We start from the raw sequence: 17,363 nt of genomic DNA, 5'->3' as shown, positions 1-17,363 counted from the left end.
TCGCTGAGTTATCATTACATGCAAGGATTGTATAACCCCATCCTTTATCCTTCATAAGCTTTTCAACTTCTCCAAATACACCTGCCCAGTAACTGTTTTCAAGAGACTGGATTGTAATACCCACTCTAAATTGTGAGTCTTTGGTATCTGTTTGTGCTGGTGCAGCAGCATCTTGCTTCTGGGTTGCAGCTGGTTGAGTAGGCGCAACTGGATCTTTTGTAGTACAACCTGTTAATCCCATTACTGCCATTACCCCACTAAGTAATAAAGCCATAAATTTTCTTTTCATTTTCTTTCCTCCCAGTATGTAGTTTTTAAAATATAAATGTTATAAATAACGATAAAACTTCATCCCCCTTTTTTATTTATTGTGATAAATATATATCATTTATTGCTTATCATATGATTAATTGTGCACTTTTCCTTGATATTAATAAATGTTCTAATTTTACATTTACACTATTATTTTTTTATATAATTGATGATTAGTACTATTTTTTTATACATATTTTTTGCACTATAAAATATGTATAAAATCAGATACTACTTTTTATAATATATGACTACAAAAAACCCGCTAAACCTAGATTTTTCACTCTAGGTTTAGCGGGTTTCTTTTTGTAGCCTTTTTATGTTTACTACAAAGTATTTATTTTTATTCATAGATAATAGCAAGTGTCAAACGTACTTCAACACCAACTTTTAAAGGTATTAATTCAATTCCATATTCTTCTCCAAAATGTAATTTTATACGCTGTCTGATATTTTCTACGCCTATTCCTGTATGCATTTTAGTCGATGATTCAGTTTCCTTTTTCCGAAGTCCAACCCCATTGTCTACTACTTTTAGGATAAGTTTTTCATTTTCCTTATAACCTATTATCTTAATCTTAACATCATTATTAAATACATTCGAACCATGGTAAATCGAATTTTCTACTAATGGTTGTAAAATAAATTTCAATACCTTTAATTCCTTAACCGTTTCTATATCATACTCCATTTCGACCCTTTTTCCATATCGATAACTTTGTACAGAAATATAGTTTTTTATACAGTCAATTTCATCTTCTAAAGCCACAAAGGAATTCATATTCGAAATATTATATCTAAGAAGTTTTATTATAGCAATTACCATTTCACTTATTTTATCCTGCTTATTGATAACCGCCATCCATCGTATTGAGTCTAGTGTATTATACAAAAAATGAGGGTTTATTTGTGCTTGTAAGATTTGTAATTGAAATTCAGCTTTTTTCTTTTCATCTTCTACCATCTTATCAATAGACTCCCTGAGGCGATATCCGATATCATTAAATGTATTTGCTAGTTCACCTATCTCATCATCTGTTTCAGCTTGTATCGTTTTAAGATAATTAGCCTTTTCAAACTCAATGACAGATTTTCTTAATTTTAGAATCGGGTCAGTAATCGACTTTGACACAGCATAACTAGATATAATGCCGGCAACAATAAGTATTATTAATATGATAATATCTATTTGTATCGAGGAATAAATTAATTGGTAGATACCATCCATCTTAATAATTCGAATAATCTGCCAACCTGTATAGTTAACACTATTCGATACTAATATACTTCGTTTTCCAAATACTTTACGGTTTATAATCTGTGTATTATTATGAAGCAATTCTTTATTTTCTTCCAATATTGAATTAAAGTCTACATTATTTGGAAATATAAGTATTACTTTACCAAGTTCATCAACAATAGCTATTTTTTCATTTTGATATTCATAAGAGGATGACGCAAAGATTTCACTAATAAATTTACTATCCAGCTCTACAATAATACAACCTATTAGATTACCATATAAATCATTAACGCTATGAAATATTCTATAATTTCCGCTTGTAGAATCAACGAAATATTTATTGCTCAGAATATCAGTTGTGCTCAAATCCATACGTTTCAGTAATGCTTCATTTTTATTACTTAGTGACGCTCCTACTAAGGACCATTTTGATAGTTTTTCATCATATGAAAGAATGGCTACATCTGAATACATCTCCATTTTATCAATTAAAAAATATAAATTTTTGTATACCTGATTTGCTTCAATCTGATTCACTTTATTGTCTACTGAACTTTTTATAAGATTTAAAACGTCCTGGTCTAACGAAATAGCATACGCCATTTCATTGGCTTGCCTAAATATGTTTTCAATACTTTGCTTGGCTTTAATCGTCTTTTGTAATGAGTTTTCTAGCTTACTTTGAATGAGTTCATTTAGCATAACCGACGCCATTGCTGCAACCGAGACAAAAAGGGTTATAATAATAACAATTGCTACATGCAGAAAAATCCTTTTTTGGATTTTAGAGTGTTTTCTCTCCATCAAATCACTCATCCTTCTCAAATAATCTGGCGCGATATTCGCTACATGTTATCCCTGTAATTTCTTTAAATAATTTTCCAAAGTAATACTGGTTATCTATGCCTACATACATTGATACTTCATATACCTTCATATTCGTTGATTCAAGTAGATGCTTGGCTTCTTTAATGCGTAACATGTTCAAATATTTTGAATAGGTTATCCCAGTCTCTTTACGAATAAGATTACTTAAATAACTGGCATTTAACTCGCAATATTCAGCAACATCGTTTAAGGAAATATCTCGCCTATAGTTATTGTTAATAAATTCAAAAGCCTTATTAACATAAAATGGGTATTTTTCATTTTGATATTCACTAATCCCCATTGAATTTCGTACTTGAAGAAGATGATTATAAAGTTTGTTTAATGGATGATACTTAACTGTATAGTCATACTTAAGTTGTTGGCCTAGTATCTGTTCCAGGTTGTTTTTAATTTCATCCATAATTTTTACAATATTTTTAAACCCATCGTTTTCTGAGTCAAATACAATGATGCGCTTATTCATTCCAGGGATATTTAATAAATAGTATTCTGCTTTTAGTGATTCTAACGTTGATTCAATAATAACATTAACAGCTTTTTCATCCACTTTACTGTCTTTCATATTGTTTATGGATAACTCAAAGAAATAATAGCCGTCATTTATAAATTCCAATTGTTTAGCCTGTATCATATTGCTATTTAAACATTCAGTCATTAATCGTTTATTCTCTAAATACCTAGCTTTTTCATTATTATCTACATCAATATCATTAATATTCGATATTTGTCTTAATATTTTTTCAAAATGTTCGGTATCTAAATCTGACTTCAAAATATATTGACTTACCCCAAGCTCTATAGCTTTTTTTGCATATGCAAAATTTTCATGATGCGTTAGTATTATAATACAAATATCTTTATTGATATTCAAAAAAAACTTACTAAGCTCCAGCCCATCCATTTCAGGCATAGCTATATCCGTTATTAACAAGTCTATCTTGGAATCACTGAATTTTTCAATTGCTTCTTTGCCGTTGCGTGCTTCCCCTTCCACAACGAAACCATATTTTTCCCAATTAATTGACGTCCTTAGCCCCACACGCACCAACATTTCATCGTCTACGATTATTGCTTTTTTCATAACGCCTCCCATTTACGAACATTGTAACATTATTGATTATCAGTATATATATCGCCAATTGATAATTGTAATTGTTCCATTTGTTCAGAAATACCTGTACTTTCTCTCTGTATATATTTAATGGTTTTTGACCACAAATTTAATATGTCAATAATTTTATCATTCTTGCTAAGAAGGACTTTTGATCTAGGTATTGTTTCATCTAGTGTTTTTCTATACCCTGCATTTTTTTCTATAATATCCATGAATTTTTCTGACTCGATTACGGTCCTTCTCGCTGGAAGGACTAATTTATATTTCGTTGCAGCGGTAAACACAAAGTCCTCAGATGTAAAATAATTAATAAACGCCCAAGCTGCATCTTTCGAATGACTATCCCTATTCATCGAGAGCCCCCAACTCCATAAATTTGAAACAAATGGATCTCCTGCCTTAATTGTAGGAACAGTAGTCCACGCAATATTACCAGCTTCGTTAGATTCACCTTTCATGTTTTGATAATAGGCTACATTATCCATATCAAATAACATAGCTGCTCGTCCAGAACCGAAATCAGCACTCGCTACTCCCCATGTAGCTTCGTCTAACTCTGATGATGAACCTGCTTTAACAATCTTTAGCCACAATTCATTCATAGCAATACTACCTTTTTCTGTTAATCGCTCAGTTAAATCTAGATGCTTATTTTCAGGCAAAAGATAATTTGCATACATACTTATATACCCAGTATTTAACATAGCCCAGTCATCTCTGCCTCTTATAGCAAGCGCATATAATTTGTCATCCTTTAAATTCTTAATGTATTCACACACTTTCAATAATTCATCGTATGTCTTTGGAACTTCTATATTCAGCTCGTCAAATATTCTTTTATTATATGCTAAAACTGCCACTTCAAATCCCAGTGGAAGACCGTATGTTTTTATTGAATCACCTTGGCTATATCTATAAATCTCCAAAACATTGGGTAAAAAATCATCAATATTATAATTCTCTGTTTGATCTTTATAATATGGCGTCAAGTCTTCAAGCATATGTTCACTGCTTAATTCCCATATAAAATAAGGGCCGGTCATGATGACATCTGGTTCTCCATAACCACGTTCCAGCCGAGCTTTCATGATATTATAATAATTATCTTCGGGGACGATGTTATAAACCACATTGATCCCAGTTTTTTTTGAAAAAGCATCTAATTCACTTATAATGGCCTCGACATAAGGATGTTGACTCAAAAGAATAGTAATCTCTTTATTTGTACGAATCACTCTTTTGTTTTCAATATTGTTATATATCCATAAATATGAAAACAACAACACCGTAATTACAATCGTTATAACTATGATTCTCATCTTTATTCTCGCAAACACCTTCAAGATTTCACCAAGCCTCCCAAGTCATTTCATTATTAATGCGTTTATAAAATCATACCATAAATTTAGACCTTTTCATAGGACATTAAACTACAATATCTCCTCAAAGAAATAGTCTGCCATAGCACATGGTGTTTCGCCGAACTATCATTTACACCTTCTCAACGCCATGATAAGAAGCGGAAGATGTTCGCAAAAAAAGAACGCAGAAAACTGCGTCCTACGCTAAGCCTTATTATAGCTACGTTTTATTTAGTTAGCTTGATTACAGTCTCGATGTAAGATTTATTGTTACCTCTTTTCCCTTATAATTAAATTCCATAGAACTTAATGTTTTAGGATCTCCAATAACTCTAATTTTAAATTTTTCTTGATAAATAAAGTTGCCCATAGCATCTCCAAAAGTTAATGTTTTCTCATCATCTTTATAAATTAATTTAATCATTGAAAAATTATCTTCCTCATAGGAATAATTATCCCCATCGTCATTATATAGATCAAATTCTCCATCTGCTCCACTATAAATAATAATTTCAGATATTTCTCCTTGTTTTTCATCCGCATAAGCTAAAGATTCGGACATAGGAATAATAGAGCCTGCTTTAACAAAAAGCGGCATCGTTTCAAGTCCAGCTTCATAGTTTATGCTTTGCCCACCTTCATATAATTCCTGGGTCCAGAAATCATACCATTTAGTCCCTTTAGGTAAATATACTTCTCTTATCTTATTTGTATCCGAAATGGGCACGCTATTAGCCTCATAATACATCGGCTCTGTAACCGGGCAAACGAGCAGTGACTTGCCAAACATAAAGCTGTCACTCATTTCTCTTACTTTTTCATCTTGTGCAAAATCAAACATGAGACTTCGAAGCATCGTACCATGATTTTGATTCACCTGTGCTGCTATTGAATAAATATAGGGCATCAGCTGATAGCGCAATTTTATAAACTTAAGAATAGTATCATAAAAGATATCTCCTGGCTCTCCAAAGTGCCAAGGTTCCCTTGGTGTATCTGTGCCATGAGATCGAAACATTGGTAAAAAAGTTCCATACTGCAGCCATCTTACATAAAGCTCCCTATACCCCAAGTCATTTACTCCTTCATTATAATCTCCATCCCAAAACCATAAAGGATTGGTATTTGTATGATTATTACATCCTCTATTTTCCCATTTATCTTTTACAGTAAAAAATGCCCCGATGTCTAATGTCCAGTAAGGCATCCCACTCATTGAAAATTTAATGCCTTCTACGATTTGCTTTTTGAGGGTAGACCACTTCGCACAAATGTCTCCTGACCAGGCGATTGCTCCATATCTTTGACCTGATATATAGGATGAACGGGTAAGATTCGTCACACGTTTATTGCTATTTGTCTTACGCCAGTTTTCATAAATACCTTGAGAATGAAGAAGTCCATACGAATTAACCCGTGTCCAATCCATAGATTTTTGGGATTCTTCTACAATGAGTTGATAGCGTACTTCCTCAGGCCTTTTCGTCTCCCCGTTCCAATCTGGATCTGAAAAAGGCTCTGCATTATCACACCACCAGGCATCTGCTCCAGATGAAAACCATTCCTCTTTGCATTGTTTCCAATAGACAGCTCTTGCTTCTTCATCGTACGCATCGTAGACTGTCGTGTTTGGCAGCAGCAGTGCTTTCTCCCTAAATTCCTTGAGATTTTCTCCCCCCTCTGCCATATTGGGCCAGATTGAAACCATAAGTTTAATCTGCTCTTTATGAAGCTTGTCTATAAGCTCTTTAATATCTGGAAATCTCTTTTTATCCGTTCGTTTTTCTCCCCATAGTTTTTCTTCCCAAGTCAGCCAGTCTTGTACAATACAATCTATTGGAATACCAGCTTTTTTAAATTGTAGTGCTGTATTTAAAAGCTCTTCTGAAGAATGATAACGTTCTTTAGATTGAATATATCCATAAGTCCACCTTGGGAGCATAGGTGCTCTTCCTGTAAGTGTTCTTAATGATCTAATAATTTCTTCAAAGTTTTCTCCTGTAATAACGTAATAGGAGAGTTCATAAGTTGTATCGATGGAAAAAGTCATTTCCCCATCCTTACTCTCAAAGATCATGGCACTTTCTGTATCAATCAGTATTCCATAATTTCTGGAGGATAGCAAAAAAGGAATGGTTATCTTCATATTGGTCTGATAAAGATATTCTTTTTTTCCATTATAGTTATAGACGCCCTCTTCGTGTTGTCCTAGTCCATAAAGGGCCTCGTCTTCCATTACTTTAAACGTTAGTTTACCTTCATAGGCCTTCCCGGATGCTTCTCTTCGGGAATTTTCAATATAAGAAACCTCCCCATTAGCAGTTTGTTTCATTTTAATAATAGGTTCCCCATCAACAAAGTACTTGAAAACCTTTTTCCCTGTTAAACCATGTGCTATTTCCTCTAAAATAACTTCTCCTTCTTTATTTTTAAATGAAATTCCCCCATCTTTTGCTATATAATTATTCGTGGTTAAGCCACTTTGCGGCTTAAAGTCTTTTGAGATAAGCATGCTATAACTAGGCTCTTTCTCACTGTATGTATAGACAACTCTTGTGATGTATTCAGTAAGCTGCGTAATATGAACAAACATAGAAGAATCTTTGTTTTGAATAGTCATTTCACTGTCTCCTTTTAGAAATTATTTATATCATCGATTAGGATTTAATAGCATTATATTATCTATTCCCCTTAAATACTTGCACTATATGCATATATAATAGTATTATTTTAATATCACATAAGGAGGACAAGATTATAATGGATAATCTGAATTTCGAGAAACTAAAAGAACACAAGCAGCACGGTGAGAGTATGCTACCTATAGCACTTTACACTGTAATACACTATAAAGCTGGTCCTATCTTACCCTATCATTGGCATAATGAACTGGAATTCATTTATTTATCAGACGGAGAGGCAGTTTTTACCCTAGATAATGAAGTGCTTACCGTACAATCAGGGGAATGTATCTTTGTAAACGGCGGTCAGATTCATTCCGGTTTTTCAAAAACAGCTGATTGTACTTACCTTTCAGTCGTTTTTGACACTGAGCTCCTTACCCATTCTTTTGATGCCTGCCGTGAATATTTTGATGGCATCAAAAGGGGCAAATTTAAAATCTGTACACATTTTAAGTCTGAAGTCCCTTCTCAAAACCAAATTATTATAGAACTCAAAGCCATCATAGAGGAATTAACAACTAAAACTATAGGTTATGAATTTGCCCTTAAAAGTAAATTGTTTTTTATTTTTAGTACTTTATTTAGAGAAAACCTCTATACTTTGGCATCAGAAAGCCATAAAAGTCCTTTGCAAGCTAAAAAATATTATACACTCAGAAAAATAATGGGCTACATTTATCAAAATTATGACAAAAAAATAAAGCTTACAGACATTAGCGAGTCTGTAAACTTTACGCCACAATATCTTTGCAAATTCTTTAAAGAAATGACTGACACAAGTATTGCCTGCTATATCAATCACTACCGCATAGAAGCAGCAAGTACCCTCCTTAAAATCAGTACCCTCAGTATTACCGACATTGCACTTGAATGTGGCTTTGATAATCTAAGTTATTTTAATCGCGTCTTCAAAAAACAAATGGGATGTACGCCTACTATTTTTAGATCAAAGCATACTTCATACAAATAGAATGTTTCTTAGCTTTTTAGAATACAAGCAAAACCACTGAAATCTTGTACAGGGTCTATAACTAATACATTCTGAACTATTTTAACTGGACACTTTTCACCAAAAACGTTTTCTATCTCCCAATTTCCGCTTGGAAGTGTAATCTCTATACTTTGCTTCATCGTCTCTTTAAATCCATGACAAATTAATAAGCCCGTTTCTTGATCTTTACCTAAACGTAATACAGCTTGTGTACCCGCTGGATGACGGGTATTGTTTGACCTATTTCCATAAATAGTTGTCTTACCATATTTAATAACAGTTTTACAGGCTTCGTAAAATGCCATAGCTTCTTTCATAATCTGCCACTGCTCTTCATCCAAAGCTTCTGTATTCCCCGAAAGGCAAAAACGACCTAAAAAACAGAAGATAAACGGTAATACAGGGTTTGTTTCGTATATTCCGGGTTAATCACTGCCCATATTTGACTTTGGCGCGGCAGAATAAGGTTGTGTAAGCTTGCAGCGATATAAGGGATTTCATCACATTCATGGGCATCTGAAAAAGAACTCATAGCTGTTATATCCATCATACACGGCTCAAGCCTATGGCCTCCTGAAGCACAGTTTTCAATAATCAAATCAGGTATTTCTTCCCTGATCATCATAAAAAATCCTCTTACAGCCTGCATTTGCTGGCGCAATCCTTCTCCTAGACTCTCTGCGCCATCACAGCCTATCCCTATCGAACCATTATAGTCCACCTTGAGATACGCTATCTCATTTGCCTTAAGAAAATCTATGACTTTATTTTTTAAGTAAGCTATTGTTTCTAAATTTCTAAAGTCCCAAAAGCTCCTGTCACCACCTGTTACAATCAGCTCATTATTTCTTTTAAGGTGCATCTCATCATAAGCTTTTTCAAATACCTTTGCCCCTTTTGTAGTCACTTCAAATTCAAACCAAATCCCAAGCTTAAATCCTAATTTCCTAACTTCACGGGAAGTAGCAATAATACCTTCTGGAAATTTCTTATTGGAGTATTCCCAATCTCCATTACCGCCTTGCCCAAAGGAGTTTTCAAGCACATCTGTCCAACCTGCATCTATGGTGATGTACTTAACAGAGCTCCCTTGCATTCTTTTTGCTATAGCTATCATTTTCTCGTGAGTTGGATTTCCCCAAGTTGTACACCAATCATTAAACAAAATGGGTAAGTTTTTCTCTGATTGTGGCTGCTGATCCACATATTTACGATGTATTTCTGTTAAGTTATAACATAGCTCATCTATTGTTCCTTTTGCTGTACTAATGAAAGCCTTAGGTGCTTTAAAGCTCTCCCCAGGCTTTATATCCTTCCATAGTTACACTGGGGGCTACCGGTAAGGAAGCGTCGAAATCTTTATCTAATAGCTCCTGGACCTTTTCCTTTTGTGTATATACAAATGACCTATTTGTATGGTACTCTTCGGCTAGTTCTGAAACCTTATTGCCAACATTTGCTTTACATCCGAGTATAATTCTTACGTTTCGTGGGACATTATTTCTGTATGCCATGATGTCGTCCATCCTTTTTGCAGTTTTTTGACTATGATTTTATTTTTGTTTCATTCTTCGGGGAATGAGTAAAATTATAGTTACTTATAGGATGGCATTATGGCATTATTATTTTACATGAAAATCTTGGAGTCATGATGTTAGGTTAAATTGAACCACGCCAAAAGGTAATATTTATATGCAATATACTTTTGTCTCGTAAGCCTTCAGCTTAATATTCCCAGACATTTTTTTTTCAGTATCCACATCAGTCATTTCACTTTTGAGTGTTATTTCTACTGTCTCATGTGAAAAATTCAATACAAAATAATAAGTCTTTCCCCCTTTTTCACGCACACCCAACTCACACGCATACGGAAGCTGGATTACATCTGCAAAGGGTGTTAAGATACCCGCATATTCTAAAAACATCTTTGTATTTTCTCTAGTAAATGTTCCTCCAAAATAGAGCACTTTGCCTTTGCCATAAGTATTTTCTATCAGCGCTGGTTTACCATCATAATAATTACCAATATACCTTCCAAGAACCTTAGCCTGATCACCCGTAACTTCTAAGATATCATTAAATATCGGTGCTTCTATTTTGGTTCCATTCCAATCTACATACATGGTCTCGTCATTTGGGCCCACAAAAGTGAAATCTGATACTGTTGCGCCTACTAGTTCTGCTGCTAGTCCTGGCAGCTTTGTCATCGGACATTTACCAGTCTCATCTTTTTGACCTGTACGACATCCCATTATTAATATGCCACCTTGTTCTACATACGCTTTGAGCAGTGTCATTCGTTCCTCTGATAAAATAAGCGCATGAGGATAGATTAGCACTGGATACTTTGTTAACTCTTCCAACTCACTATCTTTTTGGATATATAGGTAATCAACAGGCGTATGTGTTAATTGGGACGCAATGAAAATCTCCTCATTACTAACTAAATCCACCCGACTATGCCATCTGTCTAATTGCGCATCCCAGATATTACTATAATCCTTAAGTAATCCAAACGCCGCCTTATATATTGCGCCTGTCATAGGCTCTAGTTTCTTCACACGTTCATTAATCGCCTTTACTTCAGCTAACTTACGATTGTCACAATTATCATAATCCAGAATGCCGTGCCAATAGATTTCAGTTCCCATGGTACATGTTCGCCAACGGAAAAAGCTGACATAATCTGCGCCGTGAGCTATACTCTGCATTGACCAAAGGGCCATCTGTCCCGGTTTAGGTGAAGGCGATTCCATACGGGTATTCCATCCATTAGCACCGGATTGTTGCTCCATAATACCAAAATGCGGACAAATAGAGCGCACTTCATTTAAGTTATCACTCCATTTACGATCATTTAATTGGGTATTTTTTTTCGGATCTTCTATTAGGCAATAAGCAAAATTAGGATATGAATCATAGGTGTACACATCCAAACATTCCTTTACCATGCGATGATTATCTAAATTTGAGTATTTGCCATTGGTTGTGATATAAACGCCTTTTCTTATATATTTTCGCAAAATGTCACTTTGCATTCTACAAAAGCGAATGGCACTCTCTGATATAAATCTTGTATAATCCAGCACCTCATGGGGATTTGTGGAATCGCTAACCGTTGTTCTAGGAACGTATACTTCGTCCCATGCTGTATAGGTTTGATTCCAAAATGTAGTTCCCCATGCCATATTTAGTGCATCTAATGTAACGTATTTCTCTTTCAGAAACTCACGAAAAGCAATCGTATCGCTCTCAGAATAGAATACATCGACTTCACAATTAATCTCATTATCAATCTGCCATCCTACAATATTTGGATGTTGACCGTAATGCTCCCCTAACTTTTCCACAATAATCTTTGATAATTCTTGGTATTTAGGTGAATTATAATTATAGTGTCTTCTTGCACCATGCTTAAGTGACACTTCATCAATCGTACGATTGAGTACTTCTGGATATTTTTTTGTTAACCATGCTGGTGGTGTGGCCGTAGGTGTGCCAAATATAACTTGCATTCCCATCTCTTTTGCAACGTCCATAAAACGATCGAAAAATTCGAAAGTAAATTCACCTTCTGTTCGTTCGAACTTACTCCAAGCAAATTCTGCAATACGAACCGTCTTAATTCCCACCTTAAGCATACGTTCCAGATCTGTCTTCCATAAACTTCTATCCCAATGTTCTGGGTAATAACAAACTCCAAGAGATAATGTTTCCCATTGAAAATTCTGTTGACTATTCATGTTTTTTCTCCTTTTCTCTACTTATTAGATCACTCTATTCCCACTTATCAGCTCTTTTCATGGCTCCGTTCTAATGGGATGTCAAAATTAACTGTTACTCCTTGATTTTTTTTACTCTCAATATAAAAATGCCTTCTTTTGCGTATATTAACTGCAATCTGCGATACACATTCTTCAGACCGATGGCTTTATTTTCATTACTCGATTTAAATTGATCATAAAAATTAGCAATTTCTTCATCTGTCATGCCTATTCCATCATCTTTAATACAAAAGCATAACATACTAGCCCTAATCCAAATCTGCACCTGCAAATGTCCTGCGTCAACCTTTGGCTGTAATCCATGAATAATCGCATTTTCAATCACCGGCTGCAAAAGAAAATTAGGCATACTATATTTTAATGCCTCTTCCTCAATTATATTTTGCTACAGAGATTCTCTGCCTCTATCTCCTTCATTTCAAATCCTGGGCCGCTCCAGCTTACCTTAAGCATGCCTTTCAGTCTGAAGCTTGTATAAAGTACCTTTATTGGATAGTAACCTGATTTCAGTTCAATTTTCCTTTCGACGGCTTTTATTTCATGAGGCTCGTCGTTATCAACACATAATTTATTTCCAATATACAATACACTACCGTTGGCACTCTCAATCCTGAACGCATAAGTACCAGTATGCGGAACTTTAATATATCCTGTGTAAGAAATTGAATACCCAATAGGCGCCTGAACGGGTTGGAGGCTGAAGGTCTTAATTATACCTGTCTCTATGGGTTTTACCGAAAATATGGATTCAATTAATGCTGCAGATTGAATACCTCCCGAATAATTTGTGTAATTCACTCCTGGCATTAATTCCGCAGGGTCTATATAATAGGGATCAGGCCCTATTTGCACGGTATCATTCACTTCGGCAACTTCTTCGGGTATATCAGAAAGGTATAATCCAAAGTTGCATATCATCGGATTGTCCCAGCTTCTCAGGATATTCAGCCTGACCTTACCGGCGGTAACAGCTTCAAACCGCTTTATGTTTTTATAGCCGATGGTTTTATGATGAACCAATTCCTTCCATGAATCTCCAACCCAGGCATCAAAGCTCCATCCTGCAACTCTTTGACCTTCTCGTATATATTCCTGTATAAGCACATTATCAAATGTCCTTGCCTCTTCCAGATCAAATATGATGGAAGCATTGCTGCTATTGATATTCCATTCTCCGTCTGTAGTCCAGTATGTCATTTTGTCATTATCCAGAATAGCGTTCGCCTTATGACCGGGTGCTTCCGATGTTGCATTAATGGCTGCCCCAAGTGCCAGGTTGGTGCTGAAGGTGTCCTTTATAAAGGCTTTCAATTGCATCAGTCGATGTATCTGATCCTCAGTAATCAATCCCCTGTCATCCGGGCTGATATTTAATAGAAGAACACCGTTGTTTCCAATTGAGTTGTAGTAAACATTAATGAGATCCGAAAGACTTCTAGTAAATGAAGTCTCGCCATTCCAGAACCATTGGTTCAAAGCAACGGTATTTACTTCCAGTGGATACCAGACAGCGCCTACTGCATCCTGATAATATTTTTCTTCACCTAAATCAGGCAATGTAGCATTTTCAGCTATTTCCCTATCAAACACTGGCTGTACGGACCATTCATCCTTCCGGCTCTGACCACCCTCGTTTCCGACCCAGCGCACAGCCTTCCCGCTCCATTCAAGTTTGGCTTTGCCCGACTTAATTTCTTTCCATTTTTCATCTGTCGCAAAAAAATACGGATCATACAATCTAATAACTGCGCCCGGTTGAACCGACTCAATATAGTCATACCAAGTATCAGGCTTATAGGAAGCTACTGCCTTCCAAATTTCATAATCAGCGCAAGCTCCATCAAACCAAACTTCATCAACCACGCCATAATGCGTCAGCAATTCTTTCAGTTGTGCAAGAAAGTATTTGTTGTATGCTTCAGTATTCCAAAGCCCTCTGTCTCTCTGATTCATATCCCACGGAGAAAGATAGACTCCAACCCCTATATTATTGGCGTCACAGCCTTTACGAAACAAATCGACAACATCCTTTTTCACGGGTGAATTTACTACTGAATGATCTGTCGTTTCGGTTAACCACTGGCAAAATCCATCATGATGCTTCATCGTAAAAATCGCCATTTTCATACCTGCATCTGCACATACCCTTGCCCATTGCGCTGGGTCTAAATCAGTTGGTGCATAAATTGCCGGGTTTTCCTGCCCGGTTCCCCACTGTCTTCCGCTAAAAGTATTGGGTCCGAAGTGTATATAAGCGATATACTCCTTTTCCATCCACTCAAGCTGCGCCTTGCTAGGTTTGACATGAGCGGCTTTCCTAAGTTTATCTTCTATGGTATCTTCTGGAGAAAATGTTACTACCCATGGATTTTCATTTGAATTATTATTTATAACATGTTTCCCATTAGTAATGATATCATCAATTGTTTTTGAATGATTTTTATGCTTAAAATCCATTTTGCTGTCTCCTCTTATAATACAAGGATCTCTTCCCTCGTTTTACATTCACTTATTAATTTTACAATTAAGATTTTACTCTCTTTGGAGATTTATCGTTACTTCTTTTCCTTTGTATGTAAATTCTATAGAATTTGATGTTCTATACTTTCCGATTACTTTTATTTTAAAGCTTTCTTGATACTGAAATTTTCCTACTGCCTCTCCAAATGTTATTGTTTTTTTAGTATCTTTGTAACTTAATTTAATCATTGAAAAATTGTCTTCCTCATAGGAATAATTATCCCCATCGTCATTATATAGATCAAATTCTCCATCTGCTCCACTGTAAATAATAATCTCTGATATTTCTCCTTTTTTCTCATCCGCATAGGTTAAAGGCTCTGACATAGGAATAATAGAACCTGCTTTAACAAAGAGCGGTATCATTTCAAGTGTAACTTCACATTTTAAGGTTTGTCCACCTTTATGTAATGTATGCGTCCAGAAATCATACCAGTCAGTACCTTTAGGTAAATAAACATTTCTTGTCTTATCCGCATCCAAGAGTGGTACACTATTAGCTTCATAATACATTGGCTCTGTAACTGGACAAACGAGCAGTGCCTTACCAAACATAAAGCTGTCACTGAGTTCTTTTACTTTTTCATCTCCTGCAAAGTCAAACATTAAACTGCGAAGCATAGTGGTATGATTTTGATTAACCTGTGCTGCCATTGAATAGATATAAGGAAGTAATTGGTAACGCAATTTTATAAATCGAAGAATTGTATCATAGAAGATATCTCCTGGTTTTCCAAAGTACCAAGGCTCCCTCGGTGTATCTGTGCCATGAGAGCGGAACATCGGTAAAAAGGTACCGTATTGAAGCCATCTTACATAAAGCTCTCTATACCCTAAGTCATTTACTCCCTCATTATAATCACCATCCCAAAACCATATCGGACTAGTGTTAGTACTGCTATTGCATCCTCTATTCTCCCATTTGTCTTTTACGGTAAAGAATGCACCTATATCTAATGTCCAATAAGGCATACCACTCATTGAAAATTTAATCCCCTCGACTATTTGCTTTTGAAGAGTAGACCACTTCGCACAAATGTCTCCTGACCAAGCAATTGCTCCGTATCTTTGACCTGATATATAGGATGAGCGGGTAAGATTCGTCACACGTTTATTACTATTTGTCTTACGCCAGTTTTCATAAATGCCTTGAGAATGAAGAAGTCCATATGAATTAAGGCGTGTCCAATCCATAGCTTTTTTAGATTCCTCTACGATTAGCTGATAACGTACCTCCTCTGGCCTTTTAGTTTCTCCGTTCCAGTCTGGATCTGAAAAAGGTTCTGCGTTGTCACACCACCATGCATCTGCGCCTGATGCAAACCACTCTTCTTCACATTGTTCCCAATAAACAGCCCTTCCTTCTTCACTATAGGCATCATAAACCGTTGTACTCGGAAGCAGCAGTTTCTTCTCTTTAAGTTCCTTGAGGTTTTCTCCGCCCTCTGCCATATTGGGCCAAATGGAAACCATGAGTTTCACATGCTCCGCGTGGAGCTCGCTTATAAGTCCTTTAAGATCTGGAAACCTTTTTTTATCTACTCGTTTTTCACCCCATAAGCTTCCTTTCCAAGTCAACCAGTCCTGCACAATACAATCTATTGGGATATCATATTTTTTAAACTGTGCCACTGTCTCTAAAATATCTTCTGAGGAATGATAACGTTCCTTGGATTGAATATACCCATAAGCCCATCTTGGCAGCATAGGTGCTTTTCCCGTAAGTATTCTTAAAGTTTTAATAATTTCTTCAAAGTTTTCTCCTGTAATGACATAATAGGAAATTTCATGGGTCGTATCAAGCGTAAACTCTATTTTTCCTTTTTTACTATCGTAAATCATGGCACTTTCTGTATCAATCAGTATTCCATAATTTTGGGAGGAAAGTAAAAAAGGAATGGCTATCTTCATATTGGTCTGATAAAGATATTCTTTCTTGCCATTATAGTTATAGACTCCCTCCTCATGCTGACCTAAGCCATAGAGCCCCTCATCTTCAGTTACAGCAAAAGATAGTTTTCCCTCATAGGCCTTACCGGTAAATTCTTGCTTGGCATTTTCTATATAAGATACTTCACCATTGGCAGTTTTTTTTGTTTTGACAATGGGCTCTCCATCTACAAAATACTTAAAGATTGGCTTTTCCGTTAAAATATGCTCTATTTCTTCTAAAATAACTTCTCCTTTTTTATTTTTAAATGAAATATGCCCATCTTTTGCTATATAATTATCAGTTGTTAAATTACCTTGAGGCTTAAAGTCTTCCGAAATAAGGATACTATAATTTGGCTCTTTCTCACTGCAAGTATAGACAACTCTTGTGATATTTTCAGTTAGCGGTATAATATGGACAAACATAGAAGAAGCTTTATTTTGAACAATCATTTCAATCTCTCCTCTTAGAATTTATTTTTATTATCATTCAGTATCTAATAGTATTATATTATCTATTTTTTATAAAT

General features: G+C 35.4%; 12 protein-coding genes and 1 pseudogene. 1 reads left to right on the top strand and 12 read right to left on the bottom strand.

What is annotated here, in order from left to right; translation table 11 throughout:
* The 5 genes and pseudogenes from BN3326_RS16865 to BN3326_RS16845 all read right to left on the bottom strand — a co-directional run.
* Nucleotides 1-289 (bottom strand): annotated as a pseudogene (locus tag BN3326_RS16865) (hypothetical protein); the annotation flags it as partial.
* A gap of 366 nt (nucleotides 290-655) precedes the next feature.
* The gene (locus BN3326_RS16860; protein WP_070000430.1) at nucleotides 656-2,359 is read right to left on the bottom strand and encodes a sensor histidine kinase; all 1,704 of its coding nucleotides are present in this window, start codon (nucleotides 2,357-2,359) and stop codon (nucleotides 656-658) included.
* A 4-nt stretch (nucleotides 2,360-2,363) separates the two neighbouring features.
* Nucleotides 2,364-3,527: a response regulator transcription factor gene (locus tag BN3326_RS16855; protein ID WP_070000429.1), complete on the bottom strand. Its 1,164-nt coding sequence runs from the start codon at nucleotides 3,525-3,527 to the stop codon at nucleotides 2,364-2,366.
* 29 nt (nucleotides 3,528-3,556) lie between these two features.
* Nucleotides 3,557-4,879, bottom strand: a complete 1,323-nt coding sequence (locus BN3326_RS16850) for an ABC transporter substrate-binding protein (protein ID WP_141722948.1) — start codon at nucleotides 4,877-4,879, stop codon at nucleotides 3,557-3,559.
* Nucleotides 4,880-5,165: 286 nt separating this feature from the next.
* Entirely contained in the window at nucleotides 5,166-7,541 is a 2,376-nt protein-coding gene (locus tag BN3326_RS16845) for a glycoside hydrolase family 31 protein (RefSeq protein WP_070000427.1), read from the bottom strand.
* Between the two features lie 140 nt (nucleotides 7,542-7,681).
* Between BN3326_RS16845 and BN3326_RS16840 the strand changes: the two genes are divergently transcribed.
* Nucleotides 7,682-8,575 (top strand): AraC family transcriptional regulator, encoded by an 894-nt coding sequence (locus tag BN3326_RS16840; RefSeq protein ID WP_070000426.1) that lies wholly within the window; start codon nucleotides 7,682-7,684, stop codon nucleotides 8,573-8,575.
* Between the two features lie 8 nt (nucleotides 8,576-8,583).
* On the opposite strand, the gene BN3326_RS16835 is transcribed toward BN3326_RS16840, so the two are convergent.
* From BN3326_RS16835 to BN3326_RS16805, 7 genes are all read right to left on the bottom strand, one after another.
* Nucleotides 8,584-8,937, bottom strand: a complete 354-nt coding sequence (locus BN3326_RS16835) for a hypothetical protein (RefSeq protein ID WP_070000425.1) — start codon at nucleotides 8,935-8,937, stop codon at nucleotides 8,584-8,586.
* A gap of 32 nt (nucleotides 8,938-8,969) precedes the next feature.
* Nucleotides 8,970-9,845 (bottom strand): glycoside hydrolase family 36 protein, encoded by an 876-nt coding sequence (locus tag BN3326_RS16830; RefSeq protein ID WP_242876024.1) that lies wholly within the window; start codon nucleotides 9,843-9,845, stop codon nucleotides 8,970-8,972.
* Nucleotides 9,846-9,882: 37 nt separating this feature from the next.
* Nucleotides 9,883-10,110 carry a hypothetical protein gene (locus tag BN3326_RS16825; protein ID WP_070000423.1) on the bottom strand — a complete coding sequence of 76 codons (228 nt, stop codon included), beginning with the start codon at nucleotides 10,108-10,110 and terminating at the stop codon, nucleotides 9,883-9,885.
* A 174-nt stretch (nucleotides 10,111-10,284) separates the two neighbouring features.
* Nucleotides 10,285-12,339 carry a beta-galactosidase gene (locus tag BN3326_RS16820; RefSeq protein ID WP_070000422.1) on the bottom strand — a complete coding sequence of 685 codons (2,055 nt, stop codon included), beginning with the start codon at nucleotides 12,337-12,339 and terminating at the stop codon, nucleotides 10,285-10,287.
* A 94-nt stretch (nucleotides 12,340-12,433) separates the two neighbouring features.
* Nucleotides 12,434-12,706 carry a sensor histidine kinase gene (locus BN3326_RS16815; protein ID WP_242876023.1) on the bottom strand — a complete coding sequence of 91 codons (273 nt, stop codon included), beginning with the start codon at nucleotides 12,704-12,706 and terminating at the stop codon, nucleotides 12,434-12,436.
* Between the two features lie 50 nt (nucleotides 12,707-12,756).
* The gene (locus BN3326_RS16810) at nucleotides 12,757-14,838 is read right to left on the bottom strand and encodes an alpha-L-fucosidase (RefSeq protein ID WP_070000420.1); all 2,082 of its coding nucleotides are present in this window, start codon (nucleotides 14,836-14,838) and stop codon (nucleotides 12,757-12,759) included.
* A gap of 75 nt (nucleotides 14,839-14,913) precedes the next feature.
* Nucleotides 14,914-17,286, bottom strand: a complete 2,373-nt coding sequence (locus BN3326_RS16805) for a glycoside hydrolase family 31 protein (RefSeq protein WP_070000419.1) — start codon at nucleotides 17,284-17,286, stop codon at nucleotides 14,914-14,916.
* Between the last annotated feature and the right edge of the window lie 77 nt (nucleotides 17,287-17,363).

Source organism: Cellulosilyticum sp. I15G10I2 (assembly GCF_900095725.1).
GTDB lineage: Bacteria > Bacillota > Clostridia > Lachnospirales > Cellulosilyticaceae > FMMP01.
This window is presented reverse-complemented; position numbering and strand designations above follow the sequence as displayed.